Source organism: Pseudomonas sp. FG86 (assembly GCF_057808775.1).
Genome location: NZ_JBMDIS010000022.1, coordinates 1 through 22972, shown reverse-complemented (window position 1 = coordinate 22972; position 22972 = coordinate 1). Strand labels below are relative to the sequence as shown.

The window sequence follows — 22972 nt, the reverse complement described above, 5'->3', positions numbered from 1 at the left end:
GTTAGTTAGGGAGAGTTGTGTATGACTGCAGCCGTTCCAGCCCTTCGCTCTGAAGGCACCATCGCCCTGATCGCTCCCGCCGGCCCTGCCGTGCTGGACGTTGAAAAGGCTGGCCAATGGATGCGCACGCGCGGCTACGATCTGCGAATTTCCCCCGGTGTCTATGAACGCGACGGCTACCTCGCCGGCAGTGATGCAGTACGTCTGCGTGACCTGCACGCCGCTTTTGCCGATCCGGAAATCGACGCTATCTTCTGTTTGCGTGGTGGTTACGGCACACCGCGACTGCTCGACGCGCTGGACTTCGACCTGCTGCGCGCCAACCCCAAACCCTTTGTGGGCTACAGCGACATCACCGCTTTGCACCTTGCGATCAGCCGCTATGCGGGCTTTGTGACCTTCCACGGCCCGATGCTGAATGCCGACTTGCTTGGCGGCAAGCAACCCCCCACCGAGTCATCACTGTTCAACCTGCTGCGGGGCCAGCTGGGCGCAGGCAGTGTGTTGGTGCACCCGGTGGCCTACCCGTTGACTACGATCGAGCCTGGTATCGCCTGTGGGCGCTTATTGGGGGGCAACCTGTCAATGATCGCGGCGGTGATGGGGACGCCCTACGAAATCGATGCCGAGGGCATCATCCTGTTTATCGAAGACGTCAACGAGCCGATCTACCGCATCGACCGTCTGCTGACGCACCTGCGTCTGGCGGGCAAGTTGGCTCAGGTCGCCGGTGTGCTGGTAGGGGATGTGGCGGGGGTGGATAACGTTGCGCTGGAGCGCCTGCTGAAGCAGACGTTCGAGCCGTTGTGCATACCCGTGCTGGCCGGTTGGCGCAGCGGGCATTGCGATCCGAACCTGACGCTGCCGATGGGCGCGTTGGTGCGGTTGGATGCGGGGGAGCAGCAGTTGGTGTTGGAGCAGGATGTGGTTGTCCGGCCCTGAATCTATTGGCGTTTGCTAAACCGCTATCGAGGGCTTGCCCCCGATAGCAGTCGTCGCCATAAGCAGATCTAACGGTTCTGCAACGACTCCAGCAACTTCACCGTCGGATACCCATCCGCTGGCCAGCCCAACGATTGCTGCGCCGCCCGAATCGCCTTGCGCGTGTTCGCGCCGATAATTCCGTCCGGGTTGCCCGCGTCATAACCATTGGCGCTCAACGCCGTCTGCAGGTCGATGCGCTGTGAACGGCTCAGCGGCAGCTCATCCTTCGGCCAATCCCCACGGATCACACCGCCTCCACCAAACCGTTCCGACAGCAGGCCCACGGCCAGCGCGTAGGACGATGAGTTGTTGTACTTGAGGATCGCGCGGAAATTATCCAGCACCAAGAACGCCGGGCCACGGTAGCCGGCTGGCAGCAGCAGCGCGGCGGACAGTTGCCCAACGTTGGCCGGCATGCTGGCCCCCGGTGGCAACTGGATACCCAGTTTCAGCCATTCGGCCACGGTCTTGCGTACACCGCCGTCGGCCAGGGCGTAATCGAAGTTCGCCGGCAGTTGTTGCACCTCGAAGCCCCACGGTTGGCCTTTCTGCCAGCCGGAGCTTTGCAGGTAGTGAGCGGTGGAGGCGAGGGCGTCGGCCGGGCTGTTCCAGATATCGCGGCGACCGTCGCCATCGAAGTCCACGGCGTGGGTATTGTAGGTGGTCGGGATAAATTGGGTCTGGCCCATGGCGCCGGCCCAGGAGCCTTTCATCTGGTCGGCCTGGATATCGCCATGCTGGATGATCTGCAGTGCGGCGAGCAATTGCGCCTGGGCAAAGGCCGGGCGACGGCCTTCGTAGGCCAGGGTCGCCAAGGAGCGGATCACCGAGTTATTGCCTTGGAACTGGCCGAAGTTGCTTTCCATGCCCCAGACCGAGACCAGTGCCTGGCGGTCGACGCCATACCGTTGCTCGATGCTTTGCAGGATATCGGCGTACTTGATCAGCATTGACTGGCCGTTACGCACGCGCACCGGCGACAGGGCGCCATCGAGGTATTCCCACACCGGGCGGGAAAACTCCGGCTGGCTGCGGTCGGCGCGGATCACTGCCATGTCGGGGGTAACACCGGCAAATGCATTATCGAAGACGGCGGGTGTAATCCCGGCCTTCAAGGCTTGCTCGCGGAAACCGGCCTGCCATTCGGCAAAGGTCTGGGTGGGCTGGATGTCGAGATTGTCCACGGCCAGCGGGGCCACGACAGCGGGCGCTGCGACGGGGGCGGTCTGCAATGTCGGCAGGGGTTGAGCGTCCGCGGCGGTGGGCTTTTCCGCGCAGGCGACGAGCAGTATGAGGCTGGAGGCAGCGATCAATTGGCGAAGGTGCCAACGACGGGAAAGACTAGAGGGCATGCACAGGTCCAGGGATTACAAATCAGGTGCAGACCTTATCATGCCGGAGGGGCGCTTGCCTTCAGGCAGCCAGAAAGTAAGAAGCCTCCCAGCTATTAGACTGGAAGGCTTCGCGGCGGTAGCTGCCTTTGCCCTTGCCGGCGCGTTCCTGACGGCTGCGGAACAGTGGCTGGGCGATGATGGATTTGGCCTTGTTGGGGCCATGCTTGGATGGCTTTTTGCTCATGGTCGATGCTCTCTTCAGGTGGGATGCAGCGGTGCAAATCATCTGCCGAAGCCAGGCTGCTGTAAAGCCCATGAATTGTAAACGCAGTCAAAAATGTGGGAAGGGCGGTGCGATGATTCGACTTGCTCCCGATCGTGGTGGATCAGCTGAAGATGCAGTGGCTGACACGCCGCTATCGGAGGCAAGCCCCCTCCCACATTGGTTTTGCGGTGTTTTTAAGAGGGGGGGCTATTCGGCGGGGAGTGTCAGGCGCTGTCCGGACATCAACAGCGACAAACGACTCAGGCTCATCCACGGCGAACCGGCTGCCTGGCCCTTGATCTGCGCATCGATGCGCTGCGCTTCCAGCAGCAATTGCGCCCAGCGTTGCGCCGAGTGCCGTTGCAGGGCTTTGCTCATCAGGGGCTTGCGTTTGTCCCACACGGGCGGCCGGGCCTGGCTGAAGCATTTGTCGAGCGGCGTGCCCTGGCTGTATTGCAGGGCGATATTGGCCAGCACCCGCAGTTCCCGGGCCAGGGCCCAGAGGATCACCGGCGGTTCCACGCCTTCACCGCGTAACCCTTCGAGCATGCGCAGGGCGTGGGCCGGTTCGCCATTGAGGATCGCGTCCACCAGCCCGAACACGTCAAACCGCGCACTGTCGGCTACCGCGCCTTGCACGGTCTCGACGGTGATCTGCCCGTCTTCAGCCATCAGCTTGAGCTTTTCGATCTCCTGGGCGGCGGCAAGCAAGTTGCCTTCGACCCGGGCGGCGATCAGCTCGACGGCATCTTGCGTCGCCGATAGCCCCGACTGTGACAGGCGCTGACGAATCCATTGCGGCAACTGGCTGCTATCCACCGGCCAGATCTGGATGAACTGGGTCTGCGTCCCTTCCACCAGCGCCTTGCCCCACTTGGTTTTCTGCGCACTGCCGTCGAGCTTGGGCAGGCTGATCAGCAGCACTGTGTCTTCGGCAGGTCGTGAACAGTACTCGATGAAGGCGGCTGCGCCTTTGTCTCCGGGCTTGCCCGACGGCAAGCGCAGCTCCAGCAGGCGTTTTTCCGCAAACAGCGACATGCTGGCGCCGGCTTGCAGCAGCGTGCCCCAGTCGAAACTGGCGTCGGCGCTGAACACCTGTCGCTCATCGAAGCCGTGCTGGCGTGCGGCAGTGCGGATGGCGTCCGCCGCTTCCTGGCACAGCAGCGGGTCATCGCCGCTGACGATGTATACAGGCGCGAGGCCACCTTGCAGGTGTTTGGCGAGTTGGGCGGGGGTGAGTTTCATAGGCTGGGCGAACGGGGCGCCTGGGGCGCCCCGTCTGGCTTACTCGACAGGGACTTCAACAGGCGATTGTTTCGGCGTGTTGTTTTCGTACTCTTGCGCGGCTTTCAGGGCGTCGGCGTCAGCCTTGGCCTTGTTGTCGGCGTTTTGCTGCAAGGTGTCGAGTTGTTGTGGGGTCAGCATCTGCAGGCGCACCACCATGCGTTGCACCAATTCACGACGCATTTCCTTGCGCACCTGGATGCTTTCCGAGTCCGAACCCACCAGGTTGTTGCCGTCGTGGCTGACGATTTTCTGCACCTGGACCTTGTCACCCATCAATGGCAGGTGTTCGCGGCCCTGGATTTCGAAGTTGAGCTCACTGCTCAGTTCGATGTCCGAGGCGCGGCCGGCACTGGCGTAACTGAGGTTACGCTGGGTTTCTTTCTCGTTTATCAGGACCAGCTTATAGGGCGCGCCGGTGTAGACGTGCACACCACTGTTTTCCAGTACCTGGCGCAACTGGGTCACAGTATTGCCGTAGGCGTCGCGGGCGCTGACGTCCAGTTCCTTGATCGCCAGTTCATTGGTGCCAGTACCGCGCAGCTGGAAGCCGCAAGCGCTCAGCAGCACGGCAAGGCCCATCACCAGCAAATTGCGTTTGATCATTTTGTTGCTCCCCTTGAAACCATGTGGGCCTTATCGAGGCCCTGGAGGTTTTGTTCGGCGCAGGGCCCAAGCCCTGCGCCCGATCCGATTTAGCTCGCGACGATATTGACCAGCTTGCCGGGCACCACGATCACTTTGCGGATCGTCAGGCCTTCGGTAAAGCGCAGCACGTTCTCATTGATGCGGGCGGCCGCTTCGACGTCTTCACGGCTGGCGCTGGCAGGCATGTCGATGTGCCCGCGCAGTTTACCGTTGACCTGGATCACCAGTTGCAACGTGTCCTGTACCAGCGCGCTGTCATCCTGCACCGGCCAGCGGGCATCAATGACCGCGTCGCTGTGGCCCAGGCGGCTCCACAGTTCGTGGCTGATGTGCGGCGTGATCGGGGCCAGCAGCAAGGTGACCGTTTCCAGGCCTTCCTGAACCAGCGCACGGTCCTGTTCGGTGGCGTGTGGTGCTTTCTCCAGCACGTTCATCAGGGTCATCACCTGGGCGATGGCGGTGTTGAACTTGTGGTGCTGGCCCACGTCCTGGCTCGCTTGCTTGATGGCCAGGTGGGTGCTGCGGCGAATGGCTTTCTGCTCATCATTCAAGCCCGCTACATCCAGCTTGCCAGGCAGGCCCTGGCTGACATGGGCATGGGCCAGGCGCCAGACGCGCTTGAGGAAACGGTGCGAACCTTCGACGCCGGAGTCGGACCATTCGGCGCTCATGTCAGGCGGCGAGGCGAACATCATGAACAGGCGGCAGGTGTCTGCGCCGAACTGGTCGATCATCGACTGTGGGTCGACGCCGTTGTTCTTCGACTTGGCCATCTTCTCGGTGCCGCCGATTTCCACCGGCAGGCCGTCGGCGATCAGCTTGGCGCTGATGACCTTGGCCTTGCTGTCGCGCTCCAGTTCGACGTCCGCCGGGTTGAACCAGGTGTAGGCGCCATTGGCCTCGCGGCGATAGTAAGTCTCGGCGACGACCATGCCCTGGGTCAGCAGGTTCTTGAACGGTTCATTGGAACTCACCAGGCCTTCGTCGCGCATCAGCTTGTGGAAGAAGCGTGCGTACAGCAGGTGGAGAATGGCGTGTTCGATACCGCCGATGTACTGATCCACCGGCAACCAATGGTCGGCCGCGGATTTTTCCACCAGGCCGCCTTCATAGTGCGGCGAGGCGTAGCGGGCGTAGTACCACGAGGACTCGACGAAGGTGTCCATGGTGTCGGTTTCACGCTTGGCAGGCTGGCCGCATTTCGGGCAGTTGCACTCGTAGAACTCGGGCATGCGCGCCAGCGGCGAACCGGCGCCGTCCGGCACCACGTCTTCCGGCAGGATGACCGGCAGTTGGTCTTCCGGCACCGGCACGTCGCCACAGCTTTCGCAATGGATGATCGGGATCGGGCAGCCCCAATAGCGTTGGCGGCTGATGCCCCAGTCGCGCAGGCGGAACTGGGTGCGCGAGGCGCCGAGGTTTTTCTTGATCAGTGCGACTTCGATGGCGTCGAAGGCGCCGGCGAAGTCCAGGCCGTCGAACTCGCCGGAGTTGATCAGCTCACCGTGCTCACCGTAGGCGTCTTGCCACGGGGCCGGGTTGGTATCGCCCGAGCTGGTGCGCACCACTGACTTGATCGGCAGGCTGTATTTGGTGGCGAATTCGAAATCGCGCTCGTCGTGGGCCGGCACAGCCATTACTGCGCCATCGCCGTAGTGCATCAGCACGTAGTTGGCGACCCAGACCGGCAGCTTTTCGCCGGTCAGCGGGTGCTCGACGAACAACCCGGTCGGCAGGCCCTTTTTCTCCTGGGTGGCGACGTCGGCCTCGGCCACGCTACCGCCTTTGCATTCGGCAATGAACGCCTGCAGTTCAGGGTTGTTGCGGGCAGCCTGGGTGGCCAATGGGTGCTCGGCAGCCACGGCGACGTAGGTCGCGCCCATCAGGGTGTCTGGACGGGTGGTGAAGACTTTGAGTGCGCCGGCTTCGCCGATGGAGTCGACGTTGTACGGGAACTGAACTTCCATGCCCTTGGACTTGCCGATCCAGTTGCGTTGCATGGTCTTGACCTGTTCAGGCCAGCCCGGCAAATCGTCGAGGCTCGACAAGAGTTCGTCCGCGTAGGCGGTGATCTTGAAGTAGTACATCGGGATTTCGCGCTTTTCGATCAGCGCGCCGGAGCGCCAGCCGCGACCGTCGATGACCTGCTCGTTGGCCAGTACGGTCTGGTCGATCGGGTCCCAGTTCACGGTGCCGCTTTTTTTGTAGATCACGCCTTTTTCGAACAGGCGAGTGAACAGCCATTGTTCCCAGCGGTAGTAGTCCGGCTTGCAGGTGGTTACTTCGCGAGACCAGTCCACCGCCAGGCCCAGGCTGCGCAGCTGGGACTTCATGTAGGCGATGTTTTCGTAGGTCCACTTGGCGGGAGCCACGTTGTTTTTCATCGCGGCGTTTTCCGCCGGCATGCCGAAGGCGTCCCAACCCATGGGTTGCAGGACGTTCTTGCCTTGCATGCGCTGGTAGCGGGAAATCACGTCGCCGATGGTGTAGTTACGCACATGCCCCATGTGTAGCTTGCCGCTGGGGTAAGGGAACATCGATAGGCAGTAGAAAGTCTCCTTGCCTGGCTGTTCACTGACTTCAAAGGACTTTTGCTCGTCCCAGAAGGTTTGGGCGGCATTTTCTATTTCACGGGGCTGATATTGTTCGTGCATGGCTACTTTTGAACTGGATAGGGGTGGCCTAATCCTCTTCGGTGCACTGTCCGGGTTGATCGACACCAAAAAGCGGCGCGTCCGTGCCCAAACCCTGCGGGAAGTGGAGTTACAGGAAGCGCCGTAGCATACATGACCCCACTCTATCGAGGGAAACCCTGATTGCGCCACCGAGGCCGTCTGTCGCGGCACCGGGCAGGCGCAGCCATGGGGGCTACGCTGTTTATTGGGGAGTGAGTCTTATCTTCAATGAGGTGAGGGGATGGTGGAATCGCAGCGAATGTTATCTAAATCGGATGTATACCAAGGACTGATCGACCGCTTGGGTCGGGCACTGGATGCGGCAAGTACTGCGGACCGATTGCGTGATGAACGGCCTGTGGAGTTGGAACTGCGAGGCTTGAGCCGCGCAGAGTTGGAACTGATCACGGCTTACCTGGAAAGGAATGGACGCGCGGTGTCGAGCGGTGTGGCTTCCCCGCCATACGGTGAACCCCCGCGGTCGGCCAAGGTGGTGTGGCTCAAGGATGTGTTGGCTGGTCGCGGCCCGGAAAAACGTCGGGCCGTACGGTTCAAGTAATGCACCCTCCTGTTGCTGCCTGATCATCGCAACCACAGCTTTGCTCTTAAATAGTGTCGCTCAACCCCCGTTACACCTTAGGCTTCGGGCATCTATGGAGATGCCCGATGCCTATTCGTTACTTCATCAAACAACTGTTACTGCCGCCTGGCATTCTTTTGCTGTTGCTCGCGCTTGCCTGGTGGTTTCGTCGCAGCCGTCCGCGCCTGGCGGGATGCTGTTTTGCCCTTGGGCTGGGGGGCATGTGGCTGATGAGCTTGCCGGTCGTGGTGGAGTGGGGCGCGCGGGCCCTGGAGACGCAACCGCCCTTGGTTCGCGAGGACTGGTCGACCCTGGCCGAGCGCGCTGATGCCATTGTGATATTGGGTTCGGGCCGAGAGCGTGGCGATCCGGCCTGGGGTTCGGACCAGCCCACGGGAATCGGGCTTGAGCGCCAGCGCTATGCCGCGCGTTTGGCCAAGGCATCCGGGTTGCCGGTGTTGACCAGCGGTGGTTTGCACTACGGGACGCCGCCCAGCGAGGCTGAGTTGATGGCGGTGTCGATGCAAGATGACTTTGGCGTCATGGTGCGCTGGAAGGAAGAGCGCAGCCGTACCACGTGGGAAAACGCGCAGATGAGCGCCGGGATTCTGTTACCCGAGGGCATCAAGCGCGTGGTGCTGGTGACCCAGGCCTGGCATATGCCGCGTTCGGTCTGGAGCTTTGAAAAGGCCGGCTTTACCGTGGTGCCGGCGCCTGTCGGTTTCCTGGGCGTGGACAACGCCCGGCCACTGGGCGGCTGGATGCCGGAGTTCAAGTCAGTGTGGCAGAGCGGGCAGTTGCTCAACGAGGCGGTGGGGCAGGTGGGGTATCGGTTGTTCTATCGATAGCACCGCAAATCAAAATGTGGGAGGGGGCTTGCCCCCGATAGCGGCATTTCAGTCAAAACATCTGTGTCTGAACAATTGCCATCGGCGCGCGCGCCCTCCCACATTGGTTTGGTGTTGCCTGGTCAGACGGTTTTGGACATCCGGCCCGCCAGCAGTGCCCAGCCAAACAGCCCCACGCACAGGATGATCAACGGCCATGAGCGCCATTGCAGATACGGTGTCAGGTTGTGCATCGGCACCACGTCGCCGTAGAGAATGCCGCGCTCGAACTGCGGGATTTGCGCGGTGATCTGACCATACGGGTTGATCAGGCCGGTCACGCCATTGTTGGTGGCGCGGATCATCCAGCGGCCGGCTTCCAGCGCACGCATTTGCGCCATTTGCAGATGCTGCAAGGGGCCGATGGAGGTGCCGAACCAGGTGTCGTTGCTGATGGTCAGCAGCAGGTCGCTCTGGGCCGACAGGCCAGCGGCGAATTCCGGGTACACCACTTCATAGCAAATGAACGGTGCAATCTGATAGCCCTTGGCTTGCAGCATTGCCTGGTCGGACGGGCCACGGGCGAAGTCCGACATGGGCAGGTCGAAGAAGGCAATCAAGCCGCGCAACATGTCCTGCAGTGGCACGTACTCGCCGAAGGGCACCAGTTTCTGCTTCAGGTAAGTGCCGTCCCCTTCACCCACCACCGTGATGCCGTTGAAGTAGCGCTTGTGATGATGCACTTCCTGGCGAATCGGCACGCCGGTGATCAGGGCGGTATGCCGCTCGGCGGCGAACTTGCCCATCATCCCCAGGTAACCCTCGACCGACTCCTTGAGCACCGGCACCGCTGTTTCGGGCCATACCAGCAGGTCGACGCGCTTGGAGCTGAAGCTCATGTCGCGGTACAGCGCCAGTTGCGCATTGAGCTGCTCGGGGTCCCACTTCATGCTTTGTTCGACGTTGCCCTGGATCGCCGCCACGCTTAACGGTGCGCCGGAAGGCGAGGTCCAGTCGTGATGCTTGAGGGCCAGGCCGATTGCCCAAGGCGCCACCAGCAACAGCAGGCCAGTGCCGATAAAGGCGTTGCGCCGGGTTGCGAGCAGGCGTGGCAGGTTGCACAGCAAGGCTGCGGTCAGCGCCAGCGCAAAGGAAATCAGCCACATGCCACCCACTGGCGCGAGGCCGGTGAGGGGGCCGTCGAGTTGACTGTAACCGGAGTACAACCAGGGGAAACCGGTGAGGAACCAGCCACGAAAGGCTTCCTGGCCGACCCACAGTGCGGCAAAGGTCAGGGCGTCGGCCAGCGGCGCTTCATTGCGGCGCAGCCAGCGCGCCCACAGCCACGCGGGTAAGGCGAAGAACAGGGCAATGGCGGCGGTGAATGCCAGCATCAGCAGCCCGGCCAACAGCACCGAGGCGCCGCCGAAGTGGTGGATGCTGTAGTAGATCCAACTGGTGCCAGCGCCAAACAGACCGAAACCGAAACACCAGCCACGGCCCAGGGCCTGGCGTGGGGACAATTCCCGCAGCCCGACATAAAACAGTCCGACCGCCAGCAGCGCAAACGGCCACAGGTCGAAGGGCGCCAGCGCCAGGGTGGTGATGGCGCCGGCCACCACGGCCAGCAGGTTACCGGGCCAGCCGGGAGCGATGAAACGGCGCATGTCAGTCCTTAGCGGGCAATAGGTGTCAGACGGATCAGGTGGATGCGACGGCTGTCGGCATTCAGGATGCGGAAGCGATACGCACCGATCTCGGTGGTTTCATTGCGCTTGGGCAAATGACCAAATGCACTCATCACCAGGCCGCCGACGGTATCGAACTCATCGTCGGAGAACTCGCTGTCGAAGAACTCGTTGAAGTTCTCGATCGGTGTCAGCGCCTTGATCAGGAAGTCACCGCTGGGCAGTGGTTTGATGTAGCTGTCTTCTTCGACGTCGTGCTCATCTTCGATATCGCCGACGATTTGTTCCAGCACGTCCTCGATGGTTACCAGGCCAGCCACGCCGCCGTATTCGTCGATCACGATGGCCATGTGATTGTGGTTGGCGCGGAATTCACGCAGCAGCACATTCAGGCGCTTGGATTCCGGGACGAACGTGGCGGGACGCAGCAGGTCCTTGATGTTGAAGCTGTCGCCGTTCTCCTTGAGGATCAGCGGCAGCAGGTCCTTGGCCAGCAGGACACCCATGACGTCGTCATGGCTTTCACCGATCACCGGGTAGCGCGAGTGCGCCGAATCGATCACGGCCGGGAGGAATTCCCGTGGGGTCTGGGTCGCCTTGATGCTGATCATCTGCGAGCGCGGGACCATGATGTCGCGAACCTGCAGGTCAGCCACCTGGATGGCGCCTTCGACGATGGCCAGCGCTTCGCTGTCCAGCAACTTGTTCTGGTGGGCTTCGCGCAGCAGCTCCAGCAGCTCCTGGCGGTTTTTCGGCTCGTGGGCAAAAGCCTGGGTCAGTTTACCCAGCCATGACTTTTGCCCGTTGCTCGATCGGTCTTCGCTCATAGCGATTACTCTAAATCCTTTGTTGTTTCAGTTAAGTGTCGATCAGTTTTCGTCGTCTGCATACGGATCGCGATGACCCAATTCTGCAAGCAACGTTCGTTCCAGCGCTTCCATCTCTTCGGCTTCGTCATCGTCTATATGGTCGTAGCCCAGCAGATGCAAGCAGCCGTGGATGACCAGATGGGCCCAATGGGCCTCAAGAACCTTGCCTTGCTCCCGAGCTTCGCGTTCGACCACTTCGACGCAGATCACCAGGTCGCCCAGCAGCGGGATATCCAGCAACTCGTCGGGTACGTCGGCGGGAAAGGACAGCACGTTGGTCGCGTAATCCTTCTGGCGCCAGGTGTGATTCAGTTCGCGGCCCTCGGGCTCGTCCACCAGGCGAATGGTCAGTTCCGAGTCAGCGGTGCGCTGGCGCAGGGCCAGGGTGCACCATTGACGGAACTGCTCTTCGCTGGGAGCGGGCGCGTCGGTGGCCAGCTGCAGGTCAAGCTCAAGCATCGCGGCGCGCATCCTGGGTCGGTGCGTCGTCGCGATGGTCGAAGCGCTCGTAGGCCTCGACAATGCGCTGCACCAGCGGGTGGCGGACCACGTCCTTGGGCATGAAGTGCGTGAAGCTGATACCCGGCACGTCCTTGAGCACCTCGATCACCTGGGCCAGGCCGGATTTGGTGCCCTTGGGCAGGTCGACCTGGGTGACGTCACCGGTGATCACGGCGGTGGAGCCGAAACCGATACGGGTGAGGAACATCTTCATCTGCTCGACAGTGGTGTTCTGGCTTTCGTCGAGGATGATGAAGCTGTTGTTCAGCGTACGGCCACGCATGTAGGCCAGCGGGGCGATTTCGATCACTTGGCGTTCGATCAGCTTGGCCACGTATTCAAAGCCGAGCATTTCGTAGAGCGCGTCGTAGAGCGGGCGCAGGTACGGATCGATCTTCTGGGCCAGGTCGCCGGGCAGGAAGCCGAGTTTTTCACCCGCCTCGACCGCTGGGCGCACCAACAGGATGCGGCGCACTTGCTCGCGCTCCAAGGCGTCGACCGCACAGGCCACGGCCAGGTAGGTCTTGCCGGTACCGGCGGGGCCGATGCCGAAGTTGATATCGTTGCCGAGAATTTCTTTGACGTAGCGCTGCTGATTCAAGCCGCGTGGGCGAATCATGCCTTTTTTGGTGCGCAGGGCCACGCTGGCTTCGGCCACCGGGTTGTTGGCCAGGTCTTCCACGGCGGATTCCTGCAGGTACAGGTGCACCGTTTCCGGCGACAGCTCACTACCCTTGGTTTCGCGGTAGAGGCGGCGGAGCAGGTTTTCTGCAGACGTGGTGTGCTGGGGTTCGCCAATAAGCTCGAATTGATTGCCGCGGTTGCGGATCTCGATGCTCAGGCGTTGTTCGATCAGGCGCAGGTGCTCGTCGAACTGTCCGCACAGATTGGCGAAACGGCGAGCCTCAAACGGCTCGAGGAGGAAACGATGGGGTTCTGCTATGGGTGCGTTCAAGGTTGCTTTTAGCCGCCCTTTGGCTGTTTAGGTGAAAGAGAGGATAACGCCAGTGGCGCGGGTACGAAAGCACTTATCTAACCCTGACGCCATGCAATTCAAATGTGGGAGGGGGCTTGCCCCCCCGATAGCGCAGGTTCAGATAAAACATCTGTGTCTGACACGCAGTCATCGGGGGCAAGCCCCCTCCCACATTTTGAGCCGTGGTGATTTGAGGGTTATTGCACCAGAGACCCGCGCAACGAATGCGGTTGCGCCGCATCGATGTGCACATCGGCAAACTGGCCGATCAAGGTCGGATTGTCGCAACGGAAGTTGACGATGCGGTTGTTCTCGGTGCGCCCCTGCAATTCGCCCGGGTCTTTTTTCGAGTAGTCGGTGACCAGGATGCGTTGGGTGGACCCGACCATTTGTCGGCTGATCTCGAAACCCTGCTGGTTCAGGCGATGTTGCAGGGCGTTCAAGCGCTCTTTTTTCAGTTCTTCCGGGGTTTCGTCCAGCAGGTCGGCGGCCGGGGTGCCCGGACGCTGGCTGTAGACAAACGAATAGGAGAAGTCAAAACCGACGTCTTCGATCAGCTTCATGGTCTGCTGGAAGTCTTTCTCGGTTTCGCCGGGAAAACCGACGATAAAGTCCGAGCTGATGCAGATACCCGGCACCGCCGCGCGCAATTTGCGCAGTTTGGATTTGTATTCCAGGGCGGTGTGGTTGCGCTTCATGGCCGCCAGGATGCGGTCCGAGCCCGACTGCACCGGCAAATGCAGGTGCTTGACCAGCTCCGGCACTTCGGCGTGGGCCTGGATCAGGCTGTCGGAAAACTCCAACGGGTGCGAGGTGGTGTAGCGAATGCGCTCGATGCCATCGACGGCGGCGACCACGCGGATCAGCTCCGCCAGGTCCGCCAGGCGGCCATCGTGGGTCTGGCCGCGATAGCCGTTGACGTTCTGGCCGAGGAGGGTCACTTCGCGCACGCCGTGTTCGGCCAGGTGGATGATTTCCGACAGCACATCGTCAAACGGCCGGCTGACTTCTTCGCCACGGGTGTAAGGCACCACGCAGAAGGTGCAGTACTTGCTGCAGCCTTCCATCACCGACACATAGGCGCTCGGCCCGTCGATGCGTGGCTCGGGCAAATGGTCGAATTTTTCGATTTCCGGGAACGAGACGTCGACCTGGGGCAGCCTGGTGAGGCGCGCAGCGTCGATCATTTCCGGCAGGCGGTGCAGGGTCTGTGGGCCGAACACCACGTCGACATAGGGCGCGCGGTCGCGGATGGCGGCGCCTTCCTGGCTGGCCACGCAACCGCCGACGGCGATCACCATGTCCGGGTTGGCCAGTTTCAGTTCGCGCCAGCGGCCCAGTTGCGAGTACACGCGGTCCTGGGCCCGTTCGCGGATCGAGCAGGTATTGAGCAGGATCACGTCGGCATCTTCGGCGCGGGCGGTGACTTCCAGGGCCTGGTGTTCACCCAGCAGATCGACCATGCGCGAGCTGTCGTACTCGTTCATCTGGCAACCGTGGGTTTCGATATAAAGCTTCTTGGCCATGGGAATCGTCAACTGGTGGTAAAGAACCGCGCATTATAGGGGGCATGCCCATTGGTTCCTAGCGTTGTGCATCGGGTGCCATGCTATAGTTCGCGCCCTCTTTTATATCCCCGATGTGTTGTTCGCCCACCATGACCAAACGTGAAGCTCCAATCTACAAGGTGATTTTCCTGAACCAGGGCCAGGTGTTCGAAATGTACGCCAAGCAGATCTATCAGAGCGATCTGTGGGGCTTCCTGGAGGTGGAAGAGTTCGTCTTTGGCGAGCGCACCCAGTTGGTCGTCGACCCGGGCGAAGAGAAACTCAAGGCCCAGTTCGAAGGCGTGGTGCGTAGTTTTGTGCCGATGCATTCGATTGTGCGCATCGATGAAGTCGAGCGCCTGGGAACACCGAAGATCAGCGAAGCCCGTGGCACGAGCAATGTCATGCCGTTTCCGATGCCGATGCCCGAAAAGTAAGGCGTTTGTGACGAGGACGCTTACTCCCGCCGGGGCTCGAAGCGGCCCCAATGCAATTTACAGATGCGTCAGATAGAAGTCAGTGAAGGGTTGTGAACCCGCTTTGCAGGCTGGCGAGGAACACGCGCCCTCGCCGCAGATCGATCAGGGCAGGGGTGAGAACGGCGAACGCCCATCGGCACTCTGCAATTCCTGCAGGTAATTGCGGAAAATCTGCCCCAGCACCTGGGTAGCCACTTCCAGCTCATCGCGCTGCATGTGCTCGGCCACTTCGTCGGCGGTGTCCAGCGCGTCTTCGGCGCCATTGACCGCAGCCATTTTCAGCACGATATACGCCTGGACGTTATTGGCCGGCACGCCTTCACCGTGGAAGAACATGGTGCCCAGTTGGAATTGCGCCTGGGCGTGGCCCTGCAACGAGGCTTTCTCGAAGTAGTTCAAGGCCTTGTTGAGGTCGCGGGCGGGGTTTTTGCTGTCGTAGAAGAACTCGCCCAACTCGTATTGCGCCTGCGCATCCCCGCCGTCGGCCTGTTTCTGGCACGCGCTCAGGGCTTCGGCCTGGCTGTCTGGCTGGGTATTGAGGGTGCAACGACCCATCGCTGGGATTAACAACGAGTTGCCGCCTGCTTGTGCATGTGCCAGCAGCGGCTGAAGGAGCAACAGGCAGCCCAGGACCAGGGTGCGGCCGGTGCGTTTCATGGGAATCGACTTACCTCTGACGGGGCACGCGGACCCTCGGGGGTCCAATAAGCGCGCATTATGAAATAAGCAGGCCTCTGCTTACAAAGTCTTTACTCGTTTTTCTGCTGGTTGGGCAAGTTATCTGCCGGATTGCAGGTGAATTCTCGAAAAAATAAGGAAAACGCTGTAGGCAAAGTAGAAAATCTGACGCTGCCGAGGGCAGCATCAGAGTGTGCACCTGTTTATTTCAGGGCGGCGAAGGCGCGCTCGGCGGCGTCAAGGGTCAGTTTCAGCTCGGCGTCGCCGTGGGCGATCGAGGTGAAACCCGCCTCGAAGGCGCTCGGCGCCAGGTACACGCCGCCTTCCAGCATCAGGTGGAAGAAGCGCTTGAAGAGGTCGGCATCGCTGCCCATCACGTCCTCGAACGTGACGATATCGTCGGCACCGCTGAAATACAGGCCGAACATGCCACCGGCCTGGGTGGTGACAAACGGGATACCGGCGGCATCGGCGCGCTGTTGCAAGCCGTCCAGCAGGCGAGTGGTGTAGTCGGTCAGCTCGGCGTGGAAACCCGGGCGGCTGATCAGGCGCAGGGTGGTCAGGCCGGCCGCCATGGCCAGTGGGTTACCGGACAGGGTGCCCGCCTGGTACACCGGGCCCAGCGGCGCGATCTGCTGCATGATTTCACGCTTGCCGCCAAAGCAGCCCACCGGCATGCCGCCGCCAATGATCTTGCCAAAGGTGCTCAGGTCTGGCGTGACGCCATAGTGCGCTTGGGCGCCGCCGAGGGCGACACGGAAACCGGTCATCACTTCGTCGAAAATCAGTACCACGCCGTGTTTGTCGCACTGCTCGCGCAAGCCTTCGAGGAAGCCCGGGGCCGGCGGTACGCAGTTCATGTTGCCGGCGACCGGCTCGACGATGATGCAAGCCACGTCCTGGCCGACTTCGCTGAGCATCTGCTCGACCGCGGCAATGTCGTTGAACGGCAGGGTCAGCGTGTGTTTGGCGAACGCGGCGGGTACGCCGGCCGAACTCGGAACGCCCTGGGTCAGTGCGCCGGAACCGGCCTTGACCAGCAGGCTGTCGGAGTGGCCGTGGTAGCAGCCTTCGAATTTGATAATGCTGTCGCGGCCGGTGAAACCACGGGCCAGGCGGATTGCGCTCATGGTGGCTTCGGTGCCGGAACTGACCATGCGCACCATCTCCATCGACGGCACGATCGAGCAGACCAGGTCGGCCATCTCGGTTTCCATCGCGGTCGGCGCGCCGTAGGACAGGCCGTGCTGCAATTGCTGGCGGACGGCGTCGAGGACTTCAGGATGGCTGTGGCCGAGGATCATTGGACCCCAGGAACCAACGTAGTCGACGTAGCGCTTGTCATCTTCGTCGGTGACGTAGGCGCCTTCGGCATGCTTGAAGAACAATGGCGTGCCGCCGACGCTCTTGAACGCACGCACGGGGGAGTTCACACCACCGGGGATGTGTTTCTGGGCATTGGCAAACAGGCTTTCGGAACGGGACATGGTCGGGCTCTCTAAACGGAATATTTAAGAAGATCGTTAAAGGCGCGGGCGCGGCGCGTGACTTCCTGGGTGCTCTCGGCGCCGAACAGGCCATGCACCACGGCCAGCAGGTCAGCACCGTGGGCCACCAGCGGTTCGGCGTTCTCCAGGGTGATGCCGCCGATCACGCAGATCGGCGATTGCAGGCGCTTGCGGGCCTGGGCCAGCATCTCGACAGTGGCGGCGGGCGCGCCAGGCTTGGTGTTGGAATTGAAGAAGCGGCCGAAGGCGACATAGCTGGCGCCTTCCTTCGCGGCCTGCTCGGCCAGTTCGATCTGGCTGTGGCAGGTGGCGCCGATGATCGCCTTGGAACCCAGCAAGGCACGCGCCGGGGTCAGTGGGCCGTCGGTCTGGCCCAGGTGTACGCCGACGCCGAGGCGCGCAGCCAATTCGGCATCGTCGTTGATGATCAACTGGGTCTTGTAGCGAGAGCACAGCTCCCGCAACTTTTCGGCTTCGCGCAGGCGCCGGGCTTCGTCGGTGCTTTTATCGCGGTACTGCAACAAGGTCACGCCACCGTCCAATGCCGCTTCGACATAGGCGAGGAATTTGCCGGCCAACAGTTGGCCGTCGGTAATGGCGTAAAGGCCACGTAATTTCATCGGGCAGGCCTCTTGGTCTTACGAGCAGAAATCCAGCGGCAGCCGGCGAGGCACGAACTGGCCCTGGCCGAGTTGTTCGGCGTCACGCAGGGTACGCCAAGTGTAGTTGAGGGCAGACTGTACGGCGCTCACCAGGCCCTCGCCCTGGGCGATCCGCCCGGCCAGTGCACTGGCCAGGGTGCAACCCGATCCGTGATAGTTGCCGGGCAGGCGCTGGCAGGTGAAGGTCTGGCGCGTGCCGTCGCGGCTGTACAGGCGGTTGTGCACTTCGTGTTCGTCGCCATGGCCGCCCGTGATCAGCAGGTGCTTGATATACGGCAGCAGCTTTTCGGCGCATTCGTCCGCGGTGCCGTCGGGCAGCTCTGCAAGGATGCGGGCTTCGGGCAGGTTGGGTGTGGCGATCAGCGACAGTGGAAACAGCCGCTCGCGCATCGCGTAGCCGACTTCATCCTTGCCCAGGCTACCACCGCCGCCGGCACGCAGCACCGGGTCGCACACCACCGGCAGGTGCGGATGCGCCTGCAGCAGTTCGACCACGGTGTCGACCATCGCGGTAGAGCCCAGCATGCCCAGCTTGACCGCCGCGACTTCGGAGTCGCTGAGCACGGCATTGGCCTGGGCCATTACCCACTCGCGATCGAGTACGCGAAAGTCGCTGACATTGACGGTGTTCTGCACGGTCAGGGCGGTGACGGTCGGAGCCGCATGGCAGCCCTGGGCGAGCAGGGCTTCGATATCTGCCTGCAAGCCGGCGCCCCCACTGGGATCATGGCCGGAGAGACAGAGGACAACAGGGCGAGAGCTGTAGATATTCATGGAGCGCGAGCTTACCACCAAACGCTTTTGGCGTGGCCGTCTGGCGCTGGCAGAATTTTGCCCGGATACAGGGGTATTTATGGCTGTTTGCTAGTATCCGTTACGGGTTGTAAAACCCTCTGTAAGCCGCGTTCTAGAGCCTTTCAAAAAATTATTTCAATGGTGTCTAATGGCCTCTAGCGGCTATGCTAGAGTGGATCCAAACAACTTACTGTATCGCCGGTATTCGTCTTCTCAAAAGGAATGGGGGGCTTTTTGACATAACCGGACAGGTCACGCTGGGGCTCTATGCGCTATTTGCTGATTTTATTGTTGTGCGGACTGCCAATGTTCGCCAGCGCCATCGAGTTCACTCAGGACACGCGAAGCTTGCCACTGGGCCGCGCCATGCAGGTGCTCGAAGACCCGACCGACGCCCTGACCATCGCCGATGTGAGTTCCCCCGTCTACGCCGCACAGTTCAAGCCCCATGACAAAGCCACCCTCAATGCCGGCTATTCGCGCTCGGTGTTCTGGCTCAAGATCGACCTGCATTACCTGGCCCAAGACCCGCGTTCCCCACGTACCTGGTTCCTGGAACTGGCCTACCCGCCACTGAACCACCTGGACCTGTACCAGCGCGACCCCACCGGCAACTACCGCCTCACCGCGCGCACCGGCAGCGCGCTGCCTTTTTCCAGCCGGGAGGTGCGCCAGAGCAATTACCTGTTCAAGCTCAACTTTGTGCCCAATCAACAGGAAACCCTCTACCTGCGCCTGCAAAGCCAAGGCTCGATCCAGGCCCCGTTGACGCTGTGGTCCGGCACCGCCTACCTGGAAGAACAACCCTTGCGCCTGTATGTACTGGGGGCGATTTACGGCGTATTGCTGGGGATGTTGATCTACAACCTGTTCATCTACCTGAGCGTGCGTGACACCAGTTACCTGTATTACATCCTCTACATCGCCTCGTTCGGCCTGTACCAATTGTCGGTCAATGGGGTGGCGGCGGAATATTTGTGGCCGGACAACCCGTGGTGGACCAACGCGGCGGTGCCGTTCCTGATTGGCTCGGCGGCGCTGTTTGGCAGCCTGTTCGCCCGCAGCTTCCTGCACACTGCCCAACACAGTCGCTGGATCAATCGTCTGTTGCTGGCACTGGTGGCCTGCGGGGCGGTGGTGATGCTGCTCTCGCTGATGACCAGTTACGCGCTGGCCTTGCGCCTGGCCACCGGCCTGGCGCTGGTGTTCACCGTGACCATCTTCATCGCCGCCATCAAGGCCTGGTGCTGCGGGCAGCGCATGGCGCGGTATTTCATCATCGCCTGGACCGCGTTCCTGCTGGGCGGGGTGGTCAATACCATGATGGTGCTGGGCTACTTGCCCAACGTCTTCCTCACCATGTACGCCAGCCAGATTGGCTCGGCCATTGAGGTGGCGCTGTTGTCCCTGGCCCTGGCGGACCGCATCAACGGCATGCGCGAGCAACAGGCGCAAATCCTGTTCGACGCCAGCCAGAAGCTGGAAGTGCTCAACCAGCAGTTGGCCCGCAGCAACCGGCTCAAGGACGAATTCCTCGCCACCCTGACCCACGAACTGCGCACCCCCATGAACGGGGTGATCGGCTCGCTGGAACTGATGCAAACCGTGCCTCTGGACGGCGACCTGGCGCAGTACCAGCAAACGGCCGCTGGCTCGGCGCGAGACATGATGCGCATGGTCAACGGCATCCTCACCCTTACCGAGTTGCAGGCCGGACGCCTGAGTGCCAAGCCCGAGGTGTTCAGCCTGCGCAGCGTGCTCGACGCCTTGCGCCAGCAGTTCAGCGCCAGTGCGCAGAACAAGGGCCTGGGGTTTTCCATCGACGTGGCCGATGAACTGCCCGACCGCGTGATCGGCGATGCCGACAAACTGCTTCAGTGCCTGGATTGCCTGCTGGACAACGCCTTCAAGTTTACCCACCAAGGCACGGTGCGCCTGCGCGTGGTGGGCGTGCCCCGCAGCGACGGTGGCCTGCACCTGAGCTTTATCGTCACTGACACGGGCATTGGTTTCGCCTTCCTTGACGAGGCCACTCTGTACCAGCGCTTCTTCCAACTTGATGGTTCGACCACCCGCGAATACGGCGGCCTGGGTATCGGCCTGGCGATCTGCCGGCAATTGATCGAGCTGCTGGGCGGGCGTCTCACCCACCATTCCGAGCCGCACAAGGGCAGCCGCTTCCAGTTGGAGATGGACGTCGATGCCGTACCGCCCGCGCCCAAAGTCACGAGCCCGGCGCCTGAGCAGCGACGCGCGCCGCAGGATTGTGCGGTGTTGTTGGTGGATGACAACAGCGTCGGCCAGTTGGTGGTACGCGGCATGTTGCTCAAACTGGGCTATCGGGTGAAAACCGTGGACAGCGGCCCGACCGCATTGGCGGCCTTGCAGGCGGGCACCTTCGACGCGGTCTTGCTGGACGTGCCTGAAGGTGGGTTCTCGTTGTGTTGTCGGATACGGGCGTTGCCGGGCTGTGGTGAGTTGCCGGTGATCGCCTTGAGTTCGTCGCTCAATGCGTCGGAGCGTGAGCGCTGCCATGGCATTGGTATCACTGATCGCCTGGCCAAGCCTGTGCGTTTCGAGGCGTTGCAAGCGGTGCTGGAACGTCGCGTGTTATGCCCGCAAGAGGGCGAAAGCGCCGGACATTCGGCGCGTATGCCACTTTTTTAAGGCGGTTGACGGTGCTTAACTGAAAAAACCGGCCTCAATCGATTCGTACCCTGTAGGAGCGAGCTTGCTCGCGAAAAACCTGAGAGCAACGCGTTTATCCAGGATGCACGCGTTATCGTTGACGTTCTTCGCGAGCAAGCCCGCCTACAAACAGCAACAATCGACGTGGCCTTTTTTCTGGAGGCCACCATGAACCTGCATCAGTTCGCCGAAACCCACGACGTCACCAACCAGCCGCCGTCCCTGGACGGTGCCAACCTGTATCGCATCGACCTGCCCCTGCAAGACTGGTCGCGTCGCTTTGACGCGGGCTGGGCAGAGGCGCGCATCGATACCTACGGCGCGTTAGCCGGTGGGCCGCTGATGGAAGCAGGGTTCCTGGCGAACCAGAACAAGCCGGTGTTCAAAAGCCATGACCGTTATGGCCATCGCATCGACCTGGTGGAGTTTCACCCGGCCTACCACGAACTGATGCGCACCGCCGTCGAACACGGCCTGCCCTCGCTGCCTTGGGCTCATCCGCAAGCTGGCGCGCATGTGGCCCGTGCGGCCATGACTTACCTGCACAGCCAGGCCGAAGCGGGCACGGGTTGTCCGCTCACCATGACCTTCGCCTGTGTGCCCGCCCTGCGCCTACAACCGGACCTGGCGCAGGCCTGGCTGCCAAAAATCCTCAACACCCAATACGACCCCCGCAACGTCGGCATCGCCCACAAGGCCGGCGCCACCATCGGCATGGCCATGACCGAGAAACAGGGCGGCACTGACGTGCGCGCCAACACCACCCGCGCTTACCCCGTAGGGGCCGGTGGCCCTGGGCAAGCCTATGAGTTGGTCGGGCATAAGTGGTTCTGTTCGGCGCCGATGTGCGACGCCTTCCTCACGCTGGCCCAGACCGACAAGGGCCTCACCTGTTTCCTGCTACCCCGGCATCGCCCGGATGACACGCGCAATGAGTTCTATATCCAGCGCTTGAAAAACAAGCTGGGCAACTGCTCCAACGCGTCCAGCGAAGTCGAGTTTCGTGGCGCCCTGGCCTGGATGGTCGGCGAAGAAGGCCGTGGTGTCCCGACCATCATCGAAATGGTCGCCATGACCCGCTTCGACTGCATGGTTGGTTCCAGCGCCTTGATGCGCCAGGCGCTGACCCAGGCCAGCCATCACTGCGCCCACCGCCTGGTGGGGGGGCGCGTGCTCAGCGAACAGCCGCTGATGCAAAACGTCCTGGCCGACCTGGCCCTGGAAAGCGAAGCCTCGTTGGCGCTGAGCCTGCGTATGGGCCGCGCCCTGGACCATCTGGGCGATGAGCACGAAGCCAAGTTCGCACGGCTGGTGACGGCGGTGGGCAAGTATTGGATCTGCAAGCGTGCCCCAGCGATGATCAACGAAGCCGCCGAGTGCATGGGCGGTGCCGGCTACGTGGAGGACAGCATCCTGCCGCGTCTATACCGTGAGGCTCCGGTGAATTCGACGTGGGAAGGTTCCGGCAACGTGCAGTGCCTGGACGTGCTGCGCGCCCTGTCGAAGGAGCCGGGTGTGCTCGAGACGCTGTTTGTCGAATTGGGCGATGGGCATGGCGACCGGCAGTTGGCGCGGCATATCGAACAGTTGAAGTCGGCGTTTATGGATACCCAGGATATTCAATACCGCGCGCGGCAACTGACCGAGGACATCGCCGTGGCGTTGCAGGCCAAGTTGCTGCTGGAAGCCGGCAATGCGGCGGTCAGCGATGGGTTTATCGCCAGCCGGTTGGGCGAGTCGTCCGGTCGGGTGTATGGCACCTTGCCGCGTGGGGTGGATGTTGGAGCGATCGTCGCTCGCTCAACTCCGCATTCATCTCTGTGAACGCGGTCCAGGTGTGGGAGGGGAAAGCTCCAAAAATAAGATAACTTATTGATATATAATGATTTAATTTTTATTAAACGACCGGATTTTTGTTGGCGATCGGGCTGTTGTGGCGAGCGGGCTTGCCCCGCGTTGGGCTGCGCAGCAGCCCCAGAACCAG

20 protein-coding genes are annotated in these 22972 nt (G+C 61.6%); 6 read left to right on the top strand and 14 right to left on the bottom strand.

The features are described 5' to 3' along the window. The first annotated feature begins 21 nt into the window (after positions 1–21). Positions 22–942: a S66 peptidase family protein gene (locus ACODSV_RS16200; RefSeq protein ID WP_150056136.1), complete on the top strand. Its 921-nt coding sequence runs from the start codon at positions 22–24 to the stop codon at positions 940–942. A 68-nt stretch (positions 943–1010) separates the two neighbouring features. Here ACODSV_RS16200 and ACODSV_RS16195 read toward each other — a convergent pair whose 3' ends face one another. The 5 genes from ACODSV_RS16195 to leuS form a co-directional block, all read right to left on the bottom strand. Further along, complete coding sequence (locus ACODSV_RS16195; RefSeq protein ID WP_150056137.1) at positions 1011–2336, bottom strand: lytic murein transglycosylase; 1326 nt, start codon at positions 2334–2336, stop codon at positions 1011–1013. A gap of 61 nt (positions 2337–2397) precedes the next feature. Then, positions 2398–2562: an alternative ribosome rescue factor ArfA gene (gene arfA / locus ACODSV_RS16190; protein WP_003176285.1), complete on the bottom strand. Its 165-nt coding sequence runs from the start codon at positions 2560–2562 to the stop codon at positions 2398–2400. Positions 2563–2790: 228 nt separating this feature from the next. Further along, positions 2791–3828, bottom strand: a complete 1038-nt coding sequence (gene holA / locus ACODSV_RS16185) for a DNA polymerase III subunit delta (RefSeq protein ID WP_150055651.1) — start codon at positions 3826–3828, stop codon at positions 2791–2793. 39 nt (positions 3829–3867) lie between these two features. After that, positions 3868–4473: an LPS-assembly lipoprotein LptE gene (locus tag ACODSV_RS16180; RefSeq protein WP_024077569.1), complete on the bottom strand. Its 606-nt coding sequence runs from the start codon at positions 4471–4473 to the stop codon at positions 3868–3870. 89 nt (positions 4474–4562) lie between these two features. Beyond that, a complete protein-coding gene (leuS, locus tag ACODSV_RS16175; RefSeq protein ID WP_024077568.1) occupies positions 4563–7169 on the bottom strand; it encodes a leucine--tRNA ligase in 2607 nt (868 codons plus the stop codon). Between the two features lie 262 nt (positions 7170–7431). Here leuS and ACODSV_RS16170 point away from each other — a divergent pair, with 262 nt between their 5' ends. Further along, positions 7432–7749, top strand: coding sequence for a hypothetical protein (locus tag ACODSV_RS16170; protein ID WP_102624170.1), 318 nt, complete (start codon positions 7432–7434; stop codon positions 7747–7749). Between the two features lie 107 nt (positions 7750–7856). Beyond that, positions 7857–8618: a YdcF family protein gene (locus ACODSV_RS16165; protein ID WP_069077079.1), complete on the top strand. Its 762-nt coding sequence runs from the start codon at positions 7857–7859 to the stop codon at positions 8616–8618. 122 nt (positions 8619–8740) lie between these two features. Here ACODSV_RS16165 and lnt read toward each other — a convergent pair whose 3' ends face one another. The 5 genes from lnt to miaB form a co-directional block, all read right to left on the bottom strand. Then, the gene (gene lnt / locus ACODSV_RS16160) at positions 8741–10264 is read right to left on the bottom strand and encodes an apolipoprotein N-acyltransferase (protein ID WP_150055088.1); all 1524 of its coding nucleotides are present in this window, start codon (positions 10262–10264) and stop codon (positions 8741–8743) included. Between the two features lie 8 nt (positions 10265–10272). Continuing rightward, on the bottom strand, positions 10273–11112 hold the full coding sequence (locus ACODSV_RS16155) for a CorC family transporter (protein WP_010206772.1): 840 nt from the start codon (positions 11110–11112) through the stop codon (positions 10273–10275). Positions 11113–11154: 42 nt separating this feature from the next. After that, complete coding sequence (gene ybeY, locus ACODSV_RS16150) at positions 11155–11613, bottom strand: rRNA maturation RNase YbeY (protein WP_024077563.1); 459 nt, start codon at positions 11611–11613, stop codon at positions 11155–11157. Then, on the bottom strand, positions 11606–12610 hold the full coding sequence (locus tag ACODSV_RS16145; RefSeq protein ID WP_024077562.1) for a PhoH family protein: 1005 nt from the start codon (positions 12608–12610) through the stop codon (positions 11606–11608). The genes ybeY and ACODSV_RS16145 overlap by 8 nt, the downstream gene beginning before the upstream one ends. A 218-nt stretch (positions 12611–12828) precedes the next feature. Then, on the bottom strand, positions 12829–14157 hold the full coding sequence (miaB, locus tag ACODSV_RS16140) for a tRNA (N6-isopentenyl adenosine(37)-C2)-methylthiotransferase MiaB (protein WP_024077561.1): 1329 nt from the start codon (positions 14155–14157) through the stop codon (positions 12829–12831). A gap of 131 nt (positions 14158–14288) precedes the next feature. Here miaB and ACODSV_RS16135 point away from each other — a divergent pair, with 131 nt between their 5' ends. Then, the gene (locus tag ACODSV_RS16135; protein WP_003194436.1) at positions 14289–14615 is read left to right on the top strand and encodes a DUF1820 family protein; all 327 of its coding nucleotides are present in this window, start codon (positions 14289–14291) and stop codon (positions 14613–14615) included. Between the two features lie 144 nt (positions 14616–14759). Here the strand turns inward: ACODSV_RS16135 and ACODSV_RS16130 are convergent, their stop codons facing one another. From ACODSV_RS16130 to ACODSV_RS16115, 4 genes are all read right to left on the bottom strand, one after another. After that, complete coding sequence (locus ACODSV_RS16130; protein ID WP_024077560.1) at positions 14760–15314, bottom strand: tetratricopeptide repeat protein; 555 nt, start codon at positions 15312–15314, stop codon at positions 14760–14762. Between the two features lie 224 nt (positions 15315–15538). Continuing rightward, positions 15539–16822 carry a glutamate-1-semialdehyde 2,1-aminomutase gene (gene hemL, locus ACODSV_RS16125; protein ID WP_024077559.1) on the bottom strand — a complete coding sequence of 428 codons (1284 nt, stop codon included), beginning with the start codon at positions 16820–16822 and terminating at the stop codon, positions 15539–15541. 11 nt (positions 16823–16833) lie between these two features. Then, the gene (thiE, locus tag ACODSV_RS16120; RefSeq protein WP_150055105.1) at positions 16834–17463 is read right to left on the bottom strand and encodes a thiamine phosphate synthase; all 630 of its coding nucleotides are present in this window, start codon (positions 17461–17463) and stop codon (positions 16834–16836) included. Between the two features lie 18 nt (positions 17464–17481). Then, positions 17482–18279, bottom strand: coding sequence for a hydroxymethylpyrimidine/phosphomethylpyrimidine kinase (locus tag ACODSV_RS16115; protein WP_024077557.1), 798 nt, complete (start codon positions 18277–18279; stop codon positions 17482–17484). Positions 18280–18567: 288 nt separating this feature from the next. Here ACODSV_RS16115 and ACODSV_RS16110 point away from each other — a divergent pair, with 288 nt between their 5' ends. Beyond that, entirely contained in the window at positions 18568–20967 is a 2400-nt protein-coding gene (locus tag ACODSV_RS16110; RefSeq protein WP_150055106.1) for a hybrid sensor histidine kinase/response regulator, read from the top strand. 189 nt (positions 20968–21156) lie between these two features. Next, on the top strand, positions 21157–22812 hold the full coding sequence (locus ACODSV_RS16105; protein WP_150054936.1) for an acyl-CoA dehydrogenase family protein: 1656 nt from the start codon (positions 21157–21159) through the stop codon (positions 22810–22812). Positions 22813–22972: the final 160 nt, after the last annotated feature.

What these genes read in the sequence shown, in the direction of transcription:
- lnt (WP_150055088.1), bottom strand. Translation starts at nt 10,264, where the DNA reads ATGCGCCGTTTCATCGCTCCCGGCTGGCCCGGTAACCTGCTGGCCGTG.
- thiE (WP_150055105.1), bottom strand. Translation starts at nt 17,463, where the DNA reads ATGAAATTACGTGGCCTTTACGCCATTACCGACGGCCAACTGTTGGCC.
- ACODSV_RS16165 (WP_069077079.1), top strand. Translation starts at nt 7,857, where the DNA reads ATGCCTATTCGTTACTTCATCAAACAACTGTTACTGCCGCCTGGCATT.
- ACODSV_RS16135 (WP_003194436.1), top strand. Translation starts at nt 14,289, where the DNA reads ATGACCAAACGTGAAGCTCCAATCTACAAGGTGATTTTCCTGAACCAG.
- ACODSV_RS16180 (WP_024077569.1), bottom strand. Translation starts at nt 4,473, where the DNA reads ATGATCAAACGCAATTTGCTGGTGATGGGCCTTGCCGTGCTGCTGAGC.
- ACODSV_RS16105 (WP_150054936.1), top strand. Translation starts at nt 21,157, where the DNA reads ATGAACCTGCATCAGTTCGCCGAAACCCACGACGTCACCAACCAGCCG.
- ACODSV_RS16115 (WP_024077557.1), bottom strand. Translation starts at nt 18,279, where the DNA reads ATGAATATCTACAGCTCTCGCCCTGTTGTCCTCTGTCTCTCCGGCCAT.
- ACODSV_RS16170 (WP_102624170.1), top strand. Translation starts at nt 7,432, where the DNA reads ATGGTGGAATCGCAGCGAATGTTATCTAAATCGGATGTATACCAAGGA.
- holA (WP_150055651.1), bottom strand. Translation starts at nt 3,828, where the DNA reads ATGAAACTCACCCCCGCCCAACTCGCCAAACACCTGCAAGGTGGCCTC.
- arfA (WP_003176285.1), bottom strand. Translation starts at nt 2,562, where the DNA reads ATGAGCAAAAAGCCATCCAAGCATGGCCCCAACAAGGCCAAATCCATC.
- ACODSV_RS16200 (WP_150056136.1), top strand. Translation starts at nt 22, where the DNA reads ATGACTGCAGCCGTTCCAGCCCTTCGCTCTGAAGGCACCATCGCCCTG.
- miaB (WP_024077561.1), bottom strand. Translation starts at nt 14,157, where the DNA reads ATGGCCAAGAAGCTTTATATCGAAACCCACGGTTGCCAGATGAACGAG.
- ybeY (WP_024077563.1), bottom strand. Translation starts at nt 11,613, where the DNA reads ATGCTTGAGCTTGACCTGCAGCTGGCCACCGACGCGCCCGCTCCCAGC.
- ACODSV_RS16110 (WP_150055106.1), top strand. Translation starts at nt 18,568, where the DNA reads ATGCGCTATTTGCTGATTTTATTGTTGTGCGGACTGCCAATGTTCGCC.
- ACODSV_RS16130 (WP_024077560.1), bottom strand. Translation starts at nt 15,314, where the DNA reads ATGAAACGCACCGGCCGCACCCTGGTCCTGGGCTGCCTGTTGCTCCTT.
- ACODSV_RS16155 (WP_010206772.1), bottom strand. Translation starts at nt 11,112, where the DNA reads ATGAGCGAAGACCGATCGAGCAACGGGCAAAAGTCATGGCTGGGTAAA.
- ACODSV_RS16195 (WP_150056137.1), bottom strand. Translation starts at nt 2,336, where the DNA reads ATGCCCTCTAGTCTTTCCCGTCGTTGGCACCTTCGCCAATTGATCGCT.
- hemL (WP_024077559.1), bottom strand. Translation starts at nt 16,822, where the DNA reads ATGTCCCGTTCCGAAAGCCTGTTTGCCAATGCCCAGAAACACATCCCC.
- leuS (WP_024077568.1), bottom strand. Translation starts at nt 7,169, where the DNA reads ATGCACGAACAATATCAGCCCCGTGAAATAGAAAATGCCGCCCAAACC.